General features: G+C 55.8%; 15 protein-coding genes. 9 read left to right on the plus strand and 6 right to left on the minus strand.

Going from position 1 to position 15,152, the window contains the following annotated elements; all coding sequences use genetic code 11:
• Positions 1–29: 29 nt before the first annotated feature.
• Both aphA and AAIE02_RS15605 read left to right on the plus strand, forming a co-directional pair.
• Positions 30–743 (plus strand): acid phosphatase AphA, encoded by a 714-nt coding sequence (gene aphA, locus AAIE02_RS15600; protein ID WP_008455816.1) that lies wholly within the window; start codon positions 30–32, stop codon positions 741–743.
• Between the two features lie 138 nt (positions 744–881).
• Complete coding sequence (locus AAIE02_RS15605; protein WP_166993077.1) at positions 882–1,235, plus strand: MmcQ/YjbR family DNA-binding protein; 354 nt, start codon at positions 882–884, stop codon at positions 1,233–1,235.
• Here the strand turns inward: AAIE02_RS15605 and uvrA are convergent, their stop codons facing one another.
• Positions 1,236–4,061 (minus strand): excinuclease ABC subunit UvrA, encoded by a 2,826-nt coding sequence (uvrA, locus tag AAIE02_RS15610; RefSeq protein WP_008455814.1) that lies wholly within the window; start codon positions 4,059–4,061, stop codon positions 1,236–1,238. It lies immediately after the preceding gene.
• A 233-nt stretch (positions 4,062–4,294) separates the two neighbouring features.
• On the opposite strand from uvrA, the gene ssb1 reads away from it, so the two are divergent.
• On the plus strand, positions 4,295–4,825 hold the full coding sequence (gene ssb1, locus AAIE02_RS15615) for a single-stranded DNA-binding protein SSB1 (protein WP_008455813.1): 531 nt from the start codon (positions 4,295–4,297) through the stop codon (positions 4,823–4,825).
• A 119-nt stretch (positions 4,826–4,944) separates the two neighbouring features.
• The gene (locus AAIE02_RS15620; protein WP_498532861.1) at positions 4,945–5,562 is read left to right on the plus strand and encodes a hypothetical protein; all 618 of its coding nucleotides are present in this window, start codon (positions 4,945–4,947) and stop codon (positions 5,560–5,562) included.
• Here AAIE02_RS15620 and AAIE02_RS15625 read toward each other — a convergent pair.
• A complete protein-coding gene (locus AAIE02_RS15625) occupies positions 5,509–6,750 on the minus strand; it encodes an MFS transporter (RefSeq protein WP_498532862.1) in 1,242 nt (413 codons plus the stop codon). The two genes, AAIE02_RS15620 and AAIE02_RS15625, sit on opposite strands and share 54 nt — an antisense overlap.
• 136 nt (positions 6,751–6,886) lie before the next feature.
• On the opposite strand from AAIE02_RS15625, the gene AAIE02_RS15630 reads away from it, so the two are divergent.
• Positions 6,887–7,891 carry an alpha/beta hydrolase gene (locus AAIE02_RS15630; RefSeq protein WP_498532863.1) on the plus strand — a complete coding sequence of 335 codons (1,005 nt, stop codon included), beginning with the start codon at positions 6,887–6,889 and terminating at the stop codon, positions 7,889–7,891.
• Between the two features lie 50 nt (positions 7,892–7,941).
• On the opposite strand, the gene AAIE02_RS15635 is transcribed toward AAIE02_RS15630, so the two are convergent.
• The 3 genes from AAIE02_RS15635 to AAIE02_RS15645 form a co-directional block, all read right to left on the minus strand.
• A complete protein-coding gene (locus AAIE02_RS15635; protein WP_498532864.1) occupies positions 7,942–9,414 on the minus strand; it encodes a pyridoxal phosphate-dependent decarboxylase family protein in 1,473 nt (490 codons plus the stop codon).
• 14 nt (positions 9,415–9,428) lie between these two features.
• Positions 9,429–10,814, minus strand: a complete 1,386-nt coding sequence (locus AAIE02_RS15640) for a diaminobutyrate--2-oxoglutarate transaminase (RefSeq protein ID WP_008455804.1) — start codon at positions 10,812–10,814, stop codon at positions 9,429–9,431.
• A gap of 414 nt (positions 10,815–11,228) precedes the next feature.
• Positions 11,229–12,089 carry a LysR substrate-binding domain-containing protein gene (locus AAIE02_RS15645; RefSeq protein ID WP_336983326.1) on the minus strand — a complete coding sequence of 287 codons (861 nt, stop codon included), beginning with the start codon at positions 12,087–12,089 and terminating at the stop codon, positions 11,229–11,231.
• A gap of 103 nt (positions 12,090–12,192) precedes the next feature.
• On the opposite strand from AAIE02_RS15645, the gene AAIE02_RS15650 reads away from it, so the two are divergent.
• From AAIE02_RS15650 to modA, 4 genes are all read left to right on the plus strand, one after another.
• Positions 12,193–12,525, plus strand: a complete 333-nt coding sequence (locus AAIE02_RS15650; RefSeq protein WP_498532865.1) for a carboxymuconolactone decarboxylase family protein — start codon at positions 12,193–12,195, stop codon at positions 12,523–12,525.
• Positions 12,526–12,912, plus strand: coding sequence for a tautomerase family protein (locus tag AAIE02_RS15655; protein ID WP_008455800.1), 387 nt, complete (start codon positions 12,526–12,528; stop codon positions 12,910–12,912).
• An 80-nt stretch (positions 12,913–12,992) separates the two neighbouring features.
• Complete coding sequence (locus AAIE02_RS15660) at positions 12,993–14,045, plus strand: ABC transporter substrate-binding protein (RefSeq protein WP_498532866.1); 1,053 nt, start codon at positions 12,993–12,995, stop codon at positions 14,043–14,045.
• Positions 14,045–14,749, plus strand: a complete 705-nt coding sequence (gene modA / locus AAIE02_RS15665) for a molybdate ABC transporter substrate-binding protein (protein WP_498532867.1) — start codon at positions 14,045–14,047, stop codon at positions 14,747–14,749. Before AAIE02_RS15660 ends, modA begins: the two co-directional genes overlap by 1 nt.
• A 49-nt stretch (positions 14,750–14,798) precedes the next feature.
• Here modA and AAIE02_RS15670 read toward each other — a convergent pair whose 3' ends face one another.
• Positions 14,799–15,080: a YjcB family protein gene (locus AAIE02_RS15670; protein ID WP_008455794.1), complete on the minus strand. Its 282-nt coding sequence runs from the start codon at positions 15,078–15,080 to the stop codon at positions 14,799–14,801.
• Between the last annotated feature and the right edge of the window lie 72 nt (positions 15,081–15,152).

Raw genomic sequence — 15,152 nt, forward strand, 5'->3', positions numbered from 1 at the left:
GATTAAAAACAGAAAATAAAGGGAAAACAATGCGTAAGATCGCCCTGGCACTCAGTGCCGTCTGCCTGCTGGCAGGCTTCAATCATGCCGCTTTGGCAACCGAATCCGCCCCCGCTCCGCTGAATCCTGGCGTCACCGTGGCGCAACTGGCGCAACAGGTGCCAATCCACTGGGTTTCCGTGGCACAAATTGAAAATAGCCTGCTTGGCCGCGCGCCTATCGCCGTCGGGTTTGATATTGACGATACCGTGCTGTTTTCCAGCCCGGGCTTTTATCGCGGGCAAAAAGAGTTCTCGCCGGGTAAGCAGGACTACCTGAAAAACCCGGCTTTTTGGGAAAAGATGAACAACGGCTGGGATGACTTCAGCATGCCTAAAGAGGTGGCAAAAAGCCTGATCACCATGCACCTCAAGCGCGGCGACAGCGTGTACTTTGTGACCGGACGCAGCCAGACCAAAACCGAAACCGTCACCAAAACCCTGCAAAACGACTTCCTGATCCCGGAGCCGAGCGTCAATCCGGTGATCTTTGCCGGCGATAAAGAAGGCCAGAACACCAAAACGCAGTGGCTGAAAGAGAAGAAAATCAAAATCTTCTACGGCGATTCAGACAACGACATCACCGCGGCTCAGGACGTCGGCGCGCGCGGCATTCGTATCCTGCGAGCCTCCAACTCCAGCTACCAGCCGCTGCCGAAAGCAGGCTCGTTTGGCGAAGAGGTTATCGTCAACTCCGAATACTGATCCCGGCCAGAAAAGCGGCAGCTAACATAAATTGTCTGCCGTTTTTTTAATCAATTCCCTCGTCTGTTATCCGCTTTTGGCGCACACTTAATGCTGCCGCGAATGCTTCCGGTAAACGTTCAGGACGAGGAAATGAAGATGACCCATTCGGATCTTTTAGAGTACTGCATGAAAAAACCCGGCGCAGAGCAGAGCGTGCACAGCGACTGGAAGGCCACGCAAATCAAAGTCGGCGATGTGCTGTTTGCCATGGTGCATGCGGAGAACCAGCGCCCGGCAGTCTCCCTCAAAGCCACGCCCGATCTGGCAGACCTTCTGCGCCAGCAGCATCAGGACGTCTTCCCCAGCGCCCATTTGAATAAGGCGCACTGGAGCACGCTTTACCTGGACGGCTCGCTGCCCGGTTCGCAAATTTATTATCTGGTGGATGCTTCGTATCAGCAGGCGGTGGCATTGCTGCCTGAGCAGGTCAGGCAGCAATTGTCGGTTTGACTACTTCAGCAATGGCTTGAGGAAACGCGCGGTATGAGAAGCTTCGCAGGTGGCGACGGTTTCCGGCGTGCCGGAGACCAGGATCTCGCCGCCGCCGCTGCCGCCTTCCGGCCCTAAGTCCACAATCCAGTCTGCGGTTTTAATCACGTCGAGGTTGTGTTCAATCACCACAATGGTATTGCCCTGATCCCTGAGCTGATGCAGCACTTCCAGCAGTTGCTGGATATCCGCAAAGTGCAGGCCGGTGGTCGGCTCATCGAGGATATACAGCGTCTGGCCGGTGCCGCGCTTAGACAGCTCACGCGCCAGCTTAACGCGCTGTGCTTCACCGCCTGACAGCGTGGTCGCCGACTGGCCAAGCCGAATGTAGGACAGGCCCACGTCGATCAGCGTTTGCAGCTTACGTGCCAGCGCCGGAACGGCGTCGAAGAATTCGCGGGCATCTTCAATGGTCATATCCAGCACTTCGTGAATGCTTTTGCCTTTGTACTTAATCTCCAGCGTTTCACGGTTATAGCGTTTGCCTTTGCACTGGTCGCACGGCACGTAGATATCCGGCAGGAAGTGCATTTCGACTTTGATTACGCCGTCGCCCTGGCAGGCTTCGCAGCGCCCGCCGCGAACGTTGAAGCTAAAGCGCCCCGGCGTATAGCCGCGCGAGCGCGCTTCCGGTACGCCAGCAAACAGCTCGCGCACGGGGGTGAACACGCCGGTGTAGGTCGCCGGGTTGGAACGAGGTGTGCGGCCAATCGGGCTTTGGTCAATGTCGATGACCTTATCGAAGTGTTCCAGGCCCTGAACTTCACGGTACGGTGCCGGTTCGGCGATTGTCGCCCCGTTTAGCTGACGTTGGGCAATCGGGAACAGCGTGTCGTTAATCAGCGTCGACTTGCCGGAGCCGGATACCCCGGTAATACAGGTAAACAACCCCACCGGCAGCGTCAGCGTGACGTCCTTCAGGTTGTTCCCCTTCGCGCCGGAGAGCTTGAGCACTTTTGACGGATCGGCAGCAACGCGCTGTTTCGGCACCGCAATCTCGCGTTTGCCGCTGAGGAACTGCCCGGTCAGGGATTCCGGCACCGCAATAATATCCTTCATGGTGCCTTCCGCGACCACCTGGCCGCCGTGCACGCCCGCGCCTGGACCAATATCGATAATATGGTCGGCGGCGCGAATGGCGTCTTCGTCGTGCTCAACCACAATCACCGTGTTGCCGAGGTTACGCAGGTGAATCAGCGTTTCCAGCAGGCGCTCGTTATCGCGCTGGTGCAGGCCGATGGACGGCTCATCCAGCACGTACATCACGCCAACCAACCCGGCGCCAATCTGGCTTGCCAGACGAATACGTTGGGCTTCACCACCGGACAGCGTTTCTGCCGAACGGGAGAGAGAAAGGTAGTTCAGGCCGACGTTCACCAGGAACTTCAGGCGATCGCCGATCTCTTTCAGCACTTTTTCCGCGATTTGCGCCCGCTGGCCGCTGAGCTTCATGTTCTGGAAGAATTCCATCGCATGGCCGATGCTCATATCAGAAATCGTTGGCAGCGCGGTATTTTCTACAAATACATGGCGCGCTTCACGGCGCAGGCGCGTCCCTTCGCAGCTGGTGCAGGGGCGGTTGCTGATGAATTTCGCCAGCTCTTCGCGCACGGCGGAAGATTCGGTTTCTTTGTAGCGACGCTCCATGTTGTGCAGCACGCCTTCGAACGGATGGCGGCGCACGGAGGTGTCCCCGCGGTCGTTCATGTACTTGAATTCGATTGTTTCTTTGCCCGAGCCGTGCAGCACAACTTTCTTCACCGCGTCGCTCAGCTCGTTCCACGGGGCTTCCACGTCGAACTTATAGTGATCGGCCAGCGAGCGCAGCATGGTGAAGTAATAGAAGTTACGGCGGTCCCAGCCACGGATAGCGCCACCGGCCAGCGACAGCTCGCCGTTTTGCACCACGCGATCGGGATCGAAATATTGCTGTACGCCCAGGCCGTCGCAGGTCGGGCAGGCACCGGCCGGGTTGTTAAAGGAGAACAGGCGCGGTTCCAGCTCGCGCATGCTGTAGCCGCAGACCGGGCAGGCAAAGTTGGCGGAGAACAGCAGCTCTTCCGCTTTTTCATCGTCCATGTCGGCGACAACGGCAGACCCGCCGGACAGCTCCAGCGCGGTTTCAAACGACTCGGCCAGGCGCTGGGCGATGTCTTCACGTACCTTAAAGCGGTCGACGACCACTTCAATGGTGTGCTTTTTCTGTAGCTCCAATTTTGGCGGATCGGACAGGTCGCAGACTTCGCCGTCGATGCGCGCCCGGATATAGCCCTGGCTGGCCAGGTTTTCCAGCGTTTTGGCGTGTTCGCCTTTGCGATCTTTAATGATCGGCGCGAGTAGCATCAGGCGCTTGCCTTCCGGCTGCGCAAGCACGTTATCCACCATCTGGCTGACGGTTTGGGCCGCGAGCGGGATGTCGTGATCCGGGCAGCGCGGTTCGCCTACGCGGGCGTAAAGCAGACGCAGGTAGTCATGGATTTCCGTGATGGTGCCGACGGTGGAACGCGGGTTATGGGACGTGGATTTCTGTTCAATAGAAATCGCAGGAGACAACCCTTCGATATGGTCGACGTCCGGCTTCTCCATCAGCGACAGGAACTGACGCGCGTAAGCCGAAAGGGACTCAACGTAGCGACGCTGCCCTTCCGCGTACAGGGTGTCGAATGCCAGCGAGGATTTGCCTGAACCCGAAAGCCCGGTGACAACAATCAGTTTGTCGCGCGGGATGACGAGGTTGATATTTTTGAGATTGTGGGTGCGGGCGCCCCGAACTTCGATCTTATCCATTCACCTTTCCCGGAATAATGACTGCATGCGCCTGGTATGTATAGAGGTACAACCGACGGCCAGAAACGGCTAATTATGACACAATAAAACCTGAATGAATATCCAGTGTTTTAATGAAACGAGCTATACTTAGCCGACATTCTGGAATGTCCCTCGCAGCTATAAACATTGTGGGTGGCATAGTGTAGAATCCCCGGTTTAGACTATTTAAAAACGTTTCAGGAGACACGAACATGGCCAGCAGAGGCGTAAACAAGGTGATTCTCGTTGGGAATCTGGGTCAGGACCCGGAAGTACGCTACATGCCAAATGGGGGCGCTGTCGCCAACATTACACTGGCCACGTCAGAGTCCTGGCGTGATAAGCAAACCGGCGAAACCAAAGAAAAAACCGAGTGGCACCGCGTGGTGCTGTTCGGCAAACTGGCCGAAGTGGCCGGTGAATACCTGCGTAAAGGCTCTCAGGTTTACATCGAAGGCGCACTGCAAACCCGTAAATGGACCGACCAGGCTGGTGTAGAAAAATACACTACCGAAGTTGTGGTTAACGTGGGCGGCACCATGCAGATGCTCGGCGGCCGTCAGGGCGGCGGCGCTCCGGCAGGCGGCAACGGCGGCCAGCAGCAGGGCGGTTGGGGTCAGCCTCAGCAGCCACAGGGCGGCAACCAGTTCAGCGGCGGCGCACAGTCTCGTCCGCAGCAGCAGAGCGCGCCAGCGCCATCTAACGAACCGCCAATGGATTTCGACGACGATATCCCGTTCTGATCCCCTCAGGGTGTAACCCTGTACGTGACGAACAAATAAAACCCTGCCTCGCAGGGTTTTTTTCTATTATGGCGGCATGAAATCTGCCGGACAGGCGGCCCTCGGATAAGGAAGATACCGTGACATTTTTAGGTTTTGTCAGTGAGAGAGCGTGTCGGCGTCAGGCGGACGCCACGCCATGGCTGCCTTCATTTAGCTTTTATGAAAAGCATCTCTCCCCGCCTATTGAAGGTTCGCCTGAAGCCATTATTCAGGCCGTTCTGGCGCTGAATATGGAAGACGATCCGGTTATCCGTCGGCTACTCCGTTTGCGCCAGCTCCCTCGCCGCCTGCGCCGGGCGTTGTTTAAGTCAGAGAGCACGGAACCAGCCGATACCTTCGGGTTTGGCTCTTTCACTCTGCTGCATCAAAGCAGCCAGGAAGTCTCTTTTGGTTTGGCCGGGCGTTTCTGGCGACCGTTGCTTGACGTCGAGTCTCTGAAAGATGCCGAAGCCTTCAAGCATTTTGCTGACTCACGCGCGGCTAAGCTGGTCTTGCGCTTTGATGTCACGCCTGAGAACAACGGCTCGGCGGTATTACGTACCGAAACCTTTGTCTATTGCCCAACGCCGCGCGTGAAAGCCCTGTTCGCTCTCTATTGGATGCTCATTCGTCCGGCCAGCGGCTGGATCAGGCGGCGCACGCTACTCTCTATCCAGCGAAAGCTGGCGGCCGTTTTGCCAGGCAGCCAGCAGTAAGAACAACATCGCGGCCATTGTTGAGACTCCCACTATCAATAGCCAGGTGCTGAGATAGCCAAAGGTATCGATATAGGCACCCATCACGGCATACATGGGCATCAGGCCAAAACTCCGCATGGTTGAAAGTACTCCGCTGATTCGCCCCCGATGGCTGCTCGGCGAGTTGTTCGCCAGGTAAACAGATTCTTTCGTGATAAGCAGCACTTCACCTGCGGTCAGGAAGCTCCAGGCAATAAACTGCACCCCCGCGGATTTGTCTGCCAGGACTAACAGGTAACCCAGTGCAAACAAGAATCCGGCCAGCGCCAGACTTTTCATATCATCCGTTCTGGCGGTCAGCCGGATGATTAATGGCGTGATGATCACCACCAGAATGCTGGCGTAGGTCATCAACTGACCATATAAAATGGGGCCCTGCTTGCCAAAAATATGGCTTAAATAAAGCGGGGTGGTCATGGTTAATTGCTGTAATGAAAGCCAGAGTAAGGTACAAAGTACGCCGAAGATAAGTAAATGAGGTCGCTGTTTAAATACTTGCCATACCGAGCCTTCAGTTGCTTTTTCAAGATCAGAATATCCAGTTTCCTCAAAGCGTTCAGGCTTTTCTTTGTTTCTGACACCAAATAAAACAATCAATACACCAATAATGCCCGCGATGCCATTTCCCCAAAATATCCAGTCCGTATGGTTCCAGAAGAGATAGCCTGCCAGAACCGGGCCTATACCTGAACCCAGATTGTAAGTGAGGTAGCTTAAAGACATAACCGCATTTCTATTGGCCGGGGTTGAAAGATCGGCCACAAGGGCATTACTTGCCGGTAGAGCAATACCGAAAAAGAGATAGCTCATGAATAACATAGCAGGCACGGCAATGTGCCAGTCGGCGAAAAAACCGCTGATAATTAAAACCAAAGAGCCAAAAACTTCGCCCCACAGCATGATTTTTTTATGCCCAAAGGTGTCAGATAACTTTCCTCCAACAAGATTACCTAGCAAATATAGTCCAGTCACACCCATTGCCAGGCTTCCGGCAACCGTAGTTGAATAGCCCAGTTTTTGCGTTAACAGCAAGATCATAAAAGGAATAATAAAATTGCCTAAGCCAAGCACAAATTTTGCTAACGCAATAAAATAAATATCTTTTGGTAGGCCAAGATATAGTCTTAACGGTGCACTAATTTTCATGTAATGAACGACTTCCTTTATAATTATTTTATCGCGCTATTATGCTGTAATTTGTATTAAAAATACCCTGCCAACATTAGTTGGCCGCTCAGATGCAAGGCGTTCCCGATGACAGACACTAATCACAGGTCAGGCAATGACAGACAAAATTGATGGCGTTCTGCGCCCCGAGCACATTATCCCGTTCCCTGATTCCATCAGCGATGAAGCGCAGGCCGCTCTGCGCCGCCAGGTTGATGAGCATGGCATGCCCCACAACGCGCGCTTTGCGATGCCATCCCACACCGACGGTGAAGCCTGGAAACAGATTCAGGCCACTTCGGCGGCCTGGTATGCCGAAGCCATGAAATCCCGGCCAGCGAGCGATGAGCCGGACCCACAAACACTGCAGATTGAGCAGGCTACGGTGCATATTGCCACGCCAGGCGCGCTGGCTTCGGAACATCACGTTCTGGTGGATCTGCACGGCGGGGCGTTTACCTTTGGCGGGGGGGAAGCCTGCAAGGCCAGTGCCAGCACCCAGGCTGTGCAGTATGGGCTTCGTTGCTATAGCGTCGATTACCGAATGCCGCCCGAGCATCCTTATCCGGCTGCGCTGGATGATTGCCTGGCCATATACCGTTACCTGCTCGAGCAATATGCCCCGGAAAATATCGTGATTGCCGGGCGTTCGGCTGGTGGGAATCTCGCCGCTGCGATGGTGCTGCGGGCGCTTGATGAAGGCTTGCCGTTGCCAGGCGCCTTAGTGCTGCTGTCCCCGGAGGCAGATCTGACCGAGTCCGGCGACAGCTTCCAGGTGAACCAACTTGTGGATGTGGTACTGCCGGGATCGTTGAGGGAAAACAACCTGCTTTATGCCGCGGGGGCTGGGTTAACGCATCCTTATCTTTCGCCGCTGTTTGGCGATTTTACCCGTGGTTTCCCGGCAACAATGATTCAAAGCGGCACGCGGGATTTATTCCTGTCGAATGCGGTGAGGCTGCACCGGGTGTTGAGAAAAGCGAACGTTGAAGCCGAGCTGCACGTCTTTGAGGCGATGCCGCACGGTGGATTTATGGGAACGCCTGAAGACAGAGAGCTGGTGGAAGAAGTGGCGAAATTTATTCGCCGCCAGCTCAGGCTGGAGAACTCAAAGCAATAAAAAAGCCGGCGGCGAGGGATCGCGACCGGCTTTTATTCATTCGCAAAAAATTACGCGTTAAGCAGCGGCTCTGCGGTTTTCTCCACCAGCGCCAGCAGGACTTTGACATCCTCCAGGGTGACGGTTGGGTTCAGCAGGGTCAGCTTCAGGCAGGTCACGCCGTTATGCTCGGTCACGCCAACGTTCGCGCGGCCAGACTCCAGCAGCGCATCACCGATTTTCTGGTTCAGCAGCGCGATTTCCGCATCGCTGCGGCCAGCCAGGCTTGCCGGACGGAAGCGGAACAGCACGCTCGCCAGCTGAGGCTGCATCACCAGCTCCAGAGAAGCGTGGTCAGCCACATAGGCCGACACATTCTTCGCCATGGTCACACCATGATCGATGATTTCAGCGTACTGTTTCTGGCCCAGCGCTTCGAGGCCCATCCACAGCTTCAGAGCGTCAAAGCGGCGGGTGGTCTGCAGCGACTTGGACACCAGGTTCGGTACGCCTTGCTCTTCGTCGAACTCGGAGTTCAGGTATGCCGCCTGGTAGCGCATCAGCTCGTAGTGGCGAGCATCTTTCAGCAGGAACGCGCCGCAGCTGATGGTCTGGAAGAACTGCTTGTGGAAGTCCAGGGTAACGGAATCCACCAGCTCCAGGCCGTTCAGGTAATCACGATACTTCTCGGACAGCAGCAGTGCGCCGCCCCAGGCTGCATCAACGTGTACCCAAATCTGGTGCTCTGCGGCCAGCTTCGCGATGTCGCTCAGCGGGTCGATAGCGCCTGCATCGGTCGTACCGGCAGTGGCGACGATAGCCATGATCTGCTCGCCGTTCGCTTGCGCCTGGGCGATTTTAGCCGCCAGGTCGGTAACGTCCATGCGGGCAAACTCATCGGTTTTCACCAGCGTGACTGACTGGTAGCCCATGCCCATCAGCGCCATGTTTTTCTGCACGGAGAAGTGGGCATTTTCAGAGCACAGTACTCTGATTTTGCGGATATCACCGGTCAGGCCGTCCTGCTGGACAGAGTGGCCCTGGCGCGCAAAGTAAGCGTCACGCGCCAGCATCAGGCCCATCAGGTTGCTCTGGGTCCCGCCGCTGGTGAACACGCCCGCGTCGCCAGGCTGATAACCGACCTGCGCGCGCAGCCATTCGATCAGCTTCATCTCAATGATGGTCGCCGACGGGCTTTGGTCCCAGGAGTCCATGCTCTGGTTGGTGGCGTTGATCAGCACTTCTGCGGCCTGGCTAACCACCAGGCTTGGGCAGTGCAGGTGCGCCACGCACTGCGGGTGATGCACCAGCAGGCTGTCTTTTAAGAAATACTCAATCGCGCGTTCAATCGCGACCTGGTTGCCCAGGCCCTGAGGATTGAAGTCGAGCTGAATGCGTTCTTTCAGCTCGGCGACGGTTTTGCCCTGGTACATCTGGGGCTGCTGCAGCCATTCCACTACGGCCTGGCTGGTCTGGGCGATCGCCTGCTGGTATTCCTCAATGCTCTGGGCAGAGGAGGCCAGAATCGGGTTAGATCGGGACATATTTATTACTCCAGTCAGACAGCTTTTGCGCCAGCGGCTAACAAGGCTTTTTCAAATTTACTCAGGAAGATTTCCAACTCGTCGTCGCTGATCAGCAGGGACGGCAGCAGGCGCAGCACGCAGCCGTTACGGCCACCGCGCTCCAGAATCAGGCCCGCTTCGAAGCATTTTTTCTGAATCAGAGCAGACAGCGCGCCGTCAGCCGGGTAGCAACCCATGTGATCCTGTGCTTCTTCTGGCTTCACGATCTCAATGCCGAGCATCAGGCCCAGGCCGCGAACGTGGCCGATAGCCGGGTAGCGTTTCTGCAGATCGTACAGTTTGCCTTTCAGCCATTCGCCCTGAGCGGCAACTTTGTCTGCGACTTTGTTGTCTTTCAGGTACTTCAGGGTGGTCAGGCCGGTGGCCATTGCCAGCTGGTTGCCGCGGAAGGTGCCGGTGTGGTGGCCAGGTTCCCAGGCATCGATCTCTTTTCTCAGGCCCAATACGGCCAGCGGCAGACCGCCGCCAACGGCTTTGGACATCACGATGATGTCTGGCTCAATGCCAGCGTGTTCGTAGGCGAACAGCTTGCCGGTACGGGCAAAGCCAGCCTGAACTTCATCGATGATCAGCACGATGCCGTGCTCTTTGGTTACTTTGCGGATGCGCTGCAGCCACTCGGCAGGCGCCGGGTTCACGCCGCCTTCGCCCTGAACCGCTTCGAGGATCACGGCCGCAGGTTTGCGCACGCCGCTTTCAACGTCGTTGATCAGGTTGTCGAAGTAATAGGTCAGCGCTTTCACGCCCGCGTCGCCGCCAATGCCCAGCGGGCAGCGGTATTCGTGCGGGTATGGCAGGAACTGTACTTCCGGCATCAGGCCGTTGATGGCCGCTTTCGGAGACAGGTTGCCGGTCACGGACAGCGCGCCGTGGGTCATCCCGTGGTAGCCGCCGGAGAAGCTGATTACGCCGCTGCGGCCAGTGTGTTTCTTCGCCAGCTTGATAGCGGCTTCTACTGCGTCCGCGCCGGATGGGCCGCAGAACTGCAGGCAGTACTCTTTACCCTGGCTCGGCAGTAAAGAGAGCAGGTATTCTGAGAACTCGTCTTTTAACGGCGTAGTCAGATCCAAAGTATGTAACGGCAAGCCGCTGGTAATGACGTTTTGGATGCTTTGCAGGATGTCAGGATGGTTGTGGCCAAGCGCCAACGTGCCCGCACCGGCCAGACAGTCAAGGTAGCGGTTACCTTCCACGTCGATGATCCAGGCGCCCTGGGCTTTGGCTATAGCGAACGGTAATTTGCGCGGGTAACTTCTGACATTCGATTCGAATTCAGCCTGTCGTGCCAAATAGGTTTCGTTGGTAGCGTTTGCAGATTTTGCATCTAAAGTATCAATACGGACTTTATCCGTCATCATATCTCTCCTACAACCGTCGGCATGAGCGCAGCGGCTGAATTAAGTAAACAATACTCGTCATGCTTCAAGTTGAAACTCGAATTATCCAGAGTATAGGTATCGGTTAGGGTGCATAAAACGCCGCCAATATATGGCTTTTTACCCCCCCGCTCAATCATTTATTTTTATCGATTTTTTTAATTTAAAATCAATGAATTGAAGACTCTTTTGACGGGTATCCAGACATCCGATCTCTCAACTATTGGCAATGGCAGGAAAAAAAGCCCCCTGAAAGGCCTAATTTTGCGTATTAAAACGGTCTGGACAGACCAGGTTTTGCTGGATAGAAATAATTAACAACAAAAAATTACCCCAGGACATTGATTGGCAACTGGGGTTGCACTTTTTGCCCGTAAATCTGGCGCTTGTTCAGCTTCAACGGCAAAAAACGCCCACCTGTTTTTCAATAATGTCTGCCAGGCAATCCCGAATCGGATTAGGTTCAGATGAGGCTCTTGGTAGACAAATGCCTAATGAAGGGAGAGCGGGAAGCGTCTGGACAACCGGGAGATCGGCTGGTTTGCCTACCTGCGTTCTTGGCGTCACGCCTAACCCGGCTCGCGCCGCTGCCCATAGGCCGTTCAGACTGCTGCTGGTAAAGGCTATCCGCCAGGGGATCCCTGCGCAATCCAGTGCCTCAATGGCGTGACGGCGTAAAATACAGGGAGCATCAAAAACCACTAAAGGTAGCGGCTGCCCATTGGCGAGGCATGCCTCTACCTGCTCGGGGATGCCCATCCAGTGCAGCGGAATTTTACCGATCTCATTCTCTGCGGAGGCCGATGGCGTTTGCCAGAGTAAGGCCAAATCCAGCTGCGAATGGTTGAGGGCGGACTCCAGCTCTGCGTTTCGTGCGATACGTGCCTCAAGAATGACGGCAGGGTGGGCGCGACTAAATGACCCAAGAACATCGGTTAACAAGCCCTCACCAAAATCCTCCTGAAACCCTACCCGTAAGAGCCCACTCAGCTGTGTGTCGCCCACCGCAGCCATTGCGGCATCATTCAGCTCCAGCAGGCGTTTCGCATAACTCAACACAATTTCGCCGGTTGGTGTCAGCGCCAGGCCCCGGCCTGATTTTTTGACGACCGGCGTTCCGACCTGATCTTCCAGTTTCTTTAACTGGGCGCTGACCGCTGAGGTCGATCGCCCCAGCCGGTCCGCTGCCCGGGCAAAGCTGCCGAGCGCCATGCCGGTCACAAAGGTGCGGAGAACGTCGAGATCTAAATTCGTCATAGTTATTGTCCTGAAAATCAGGATTATTGGTTAAAAAATATCTGATTTTTAGAATGATACTTAATGAGTATGCTCAGGTTGTCAACAACAGCCGGGAGGCTTCATGGGCGAAACATCACACGACTTTCAACGGGTTTTGAGCCGGGCGCCAAAACTTGCCAGCATGAGCAACGACTTGTTATTCATGGATATCTGGGAAAGAGCGGAACTGAATAAACGCGATCGCAGCCTGATCACCGTGGCGGCGCTGCTGGCGCTGTACCGGCTTGAACAGTTGCCTATTCATCTCGAATTAGCGCGCAAAAATGGCGTCAGCGATGAGGAGTTAAGCGAGCTGATCACCCATCTGGCTTTTTATGCGGGCTGGCCTGCCGCCCACAGTGCGCTAAAGGTACTGGATAAGCTGATCGTCGGATGTCGTCGGGAGGAGCAATAAATGCCGGTACTTCATGTCACCTTATTAAAAGGAAAAACGGAGGCCTGGCTGGCGGCGGTTTCATCCAGCATACAGCGGGCGCTGGTGGAGGCATTTGATGTGCCGGAGGCAGATCTGTTTCAGGTTTTTCATGAGCAAGATAAATCAGCGCTGCGGTTTGATCGTCACTATATGGCGGGGCCGCGCAGCAATGACTGGCTTCTGATTGAGATAACGGCCGGTAAGCCACGAAGTATTGAGATGAAGCAGCGTTTTTACCGGGTCATTACCGATCAACTTGCCGAGTCACCGGGCATTCAGCCCAACGACGTTATGGTCGTCATTCGCCATAACAAGGCTGAGGACTGGTCGTTTGGTGGGGGCAAGGCGAGTTTGCTCGCGGAGTAAGATCTACCCCTTAAAAGCGCTGGGCGCGGGGAAATGATCGCTGTATATTTTCATACACAACGATCATAAGGACTCTCGCCGTGAACCGATTTACCCGCCGCCTGACGCTGGGCGCACTATTAGTACTTTCCCCGCTCGGCGCGCTGGCGAACCGCACGCTCACCGACCAGCTTGGCCGCCAGGTCACGATCCCCGACGAGGTTAACCGCGTCGTGGTGCTTCAGCACCAAACGCTCAACCTGCTGGTGCAAATGAACGCCACCGACAAAGTGGTTGGCATTCTGGCGAACTGGAAGCAACAGCTTGGCAGCGGCTACGCGCGCCTGGCACCGGAGCTTGAGCATAAGGCCCAGTTAGGGGATTTAACCAGCGTGGACACCGAAAAGCTGGTGGCGCTGCACCCTCAGGTGGTGTTCGTCACCAACTATGCGCCGCAGGAGATGATCGACAGCATTAGCAAACTCGGCATCCCGGTGATTGCGATTTCTCTGCGGCACGATACACCGGGCGAGCAGGGCAAACTGAACCCGTCGATGCAGGACGAAGAGCAAGCCTATAATCTCGGCCTGAAAGAAGGCATCGAACTGATTGGTGAAGTGGTTAATAAAGAGAAGCAGGCCAAAGCGCTGATCGACGCCACTTTTGCCGAGCGCAAGCTGGTCAGCGACCGCCTGAAAGACATCCCGGCAGACCAGCGGGTGCGGGCTTATATGGCCAATCCTGACCTGACCACCTACGGATCCGGGAAATATACCGGCCTGATGATGGCCCACGCGGGCGCGTTGAACGTGGCGGCGTCGACCGTGAAAGGTTTCAAGCAGGTGTCGATGGAGCAGGTGATCGCTTGGGATCCGCAGGTGATCTTCGTGCAGGATCGTTACCCCAAAGTGGTGGATGAGATCGTCAGCAAGCCCGAGTGGCAGCCGATCGACGCGGTGAAAAGCCATCAGGTCTGGCTGATGCCGGAATACGCCAAAGCCTGGGGCTACCCGATGCCGGAAGCGATGGCGATCGGCGAGCTGTGGATGGCGAAAAAACTGTATCCCGCCAGATTCAAAGACATCGACATGAAGAAAGTGGCCGACAGCTGGTATCAGCGTTTTTACCGCACCCACTATGAAGGCGTTGAGTAATGACGCTGCAAATTCTGGCGGCGGGAAGCCTGCGGCGAGTCTGGCAGCCGCTTATGGCCCAGTTTGAGCAGGAAACTAGCTTGCCGACAGAGACGCAATTTGGGCCTGCGGGCCTGCTAAGAGCCCGTATAGAAGCCGGTGAAAACTGTTCGCTGTTTGCGTCGGCAAACATGGCGCACCCGCACACGCTGCTGGAGCGGGGCAAAGCTCGGGCGGTTCACCGGTTTGCCGGGAACGCCCTTTGCCTGACGGCGGCGGCGCACTGCGTTGATGAGCAGAGTACCTGGCTAACGCTATTGAGCAATCCGGCCTTACGCATTGGCACGTCCACGCCGGGCAGCGATCCTTCCGGGGATTATACATGGCAGTTCTTTGGCAGATTTGAAGCTGAATTTGGCATCGCCCTGCAGCCGCGAGCCTTAGCTCTGGTTGGCGGACCGGACACGCAGGCCGTGCCCGACGGCAGGCTTGCGGCGCAGTGGCTTATTGCCAGCGGGCAGGCCGATCTGATGATTGGTTACCGAAGCTATGCCGCAGCGCTGCAGGTCCATCGTGAACTGCGGGTGTTCGAGATCCCGGCGTCCTACAATATTCAGGCCGATTATGGGCTGGCGGTATGCGACGAACGGGCGGAGCCGCTGCGGGCGTTCCTGGTCTCGGACGCTGCGCGGCAAATACTGCGGGATTACGGCTTTGTCGTCTGAAAGTAAAAAACCGCCGATGAAGGCGGTTTTTTTAATACTTCTCAGCCTGTTAAGGCATCATCGTCGGCCATTCGGGCGGCATTCTGGCGATGATCTCGACCAGCCCCGTTTTAAACGACGCCCAGATAATCGGGAAGTCGCCGAGCGTCAGGCCCAATAAACCCATGGCAAACCAGCAGGATGCGGCAATCCCCAGCCCGCTGCTGATTATGGCTAAAGCCCGGTAATCCGAGCGGCGAAACTGAATATTCAGGCTGCTTGCCAAAAACATCAAAACCGCACTAAGCAGCGGCCAGCGTATGAGCATCACGCCGGTGGTGATTGTTGCCATGGACCTTGTTCCTCAAAAAGCTGCAATTTATTTTTCTGTTGCACTGATAGTGTGAAGTGTATCACTTTTGTG

This window comes from Cedecea sp. Ae19-4, assembly GCF_059801165.1.

What these genes read in the sequence shown, in the direction of transcription:
- aphA (WP_008455816.1), top strand. Translation starts at nt 30, where the DNA reads ATGCGTAAGATCGCCCTGGCACTCAGTGCCGTCTGCCTGCTGGCAGGC.
- AAIE02_RS15605 (WP_166993077.1), top strand. Translation starts at nt 882, where the DNA reads ATGACCCATTCGGATCTTTTAGAGTACTGCATGAAAAAACCCGGCGCA.
- uvrA (WP_008455814.1), bottom strand. Translation starts at nt 4,061, where the DNA reads ATGGATAAGATCGAAGTTCGGGGCGCCCGCACCCACAATCTCAAAAAT.
- ssb1 (WP_008455813.1), top strand. Translation starts at nt 4,295, where the DNA reads ATGGCCAGCAGAGGCGTAAACAAGGTGATTCTCGTTGGGAATCTGGGT.
- AAIE02_RS15625 (WP_498532862.1), bottom strand. Translation starts at nt 6,750, where the DNA reads ATGAAAATTAGTGCACCGTTAAGACTATATCTTGGCCTACCAAAAGAT.
- AAIE02_RS15630 (WP_498532863.1), top strand. Translation starts at nt 6,887, where the DNA reads ATGACAGACAAAATTGATGGCGTTCTGCGCCCCGAGCACATTATCCCG.
- AAIE02_RS15635 (WP_498532864.1), bottom strand. Translation starts at nt 9,414, where the DNA reads ATGTCCCGATCTAACCCGATTCTGGCCTCCTCTGCCCAGAGCATTGAG.
- AAIE02_RS15640 (WP_008455804.1), bottom strand. Translation starts at nt 10,814, where the DNA reads ATGATGACGGATAAAGTCCGTATTGATACTTTAGATGCAAAATCTGCA.
- AAIE02_RS15645 (WP_336983326.1), bottom strand. Translation starts at nt 12,089, where the DNA reads ATGACGAATTTAGATCTCGACGTTCTCCGCACCTTTGTGACCGGCATG.
- AAIE02_RS15650 (WP_498532865.1), top strand. Translation starts at nt 12,193, where the DNA reads ATGGGCGAAACATCACACGACTTTCAACGGGTTTTGAGCCGGGCGCCA.
- AAIE02_RS15655 (WP_008455800.1), top strand. Translation starts at nt 12,526, where the DNA reads ATGCCGGTACTTCATGTCACCTTATTAAAAGGAAAAACGGAGGCCTGG.
- modA (WP_498532867.1), top strand. Translation starts at nt 14,045, where the DNA reads ATGACGCTGCAAATTCTGGCGGCGGGAAGCCTGCGGCGAGTCTGGCAG.
- AAIE02_RS15670 (WP_008455794.1), bottom strand. Translation starts at nt 15,080, where the DNA reads ATGGCAACAATCACCACCGGCGTGATGCTCATACGCTGGCCGCTGCTT.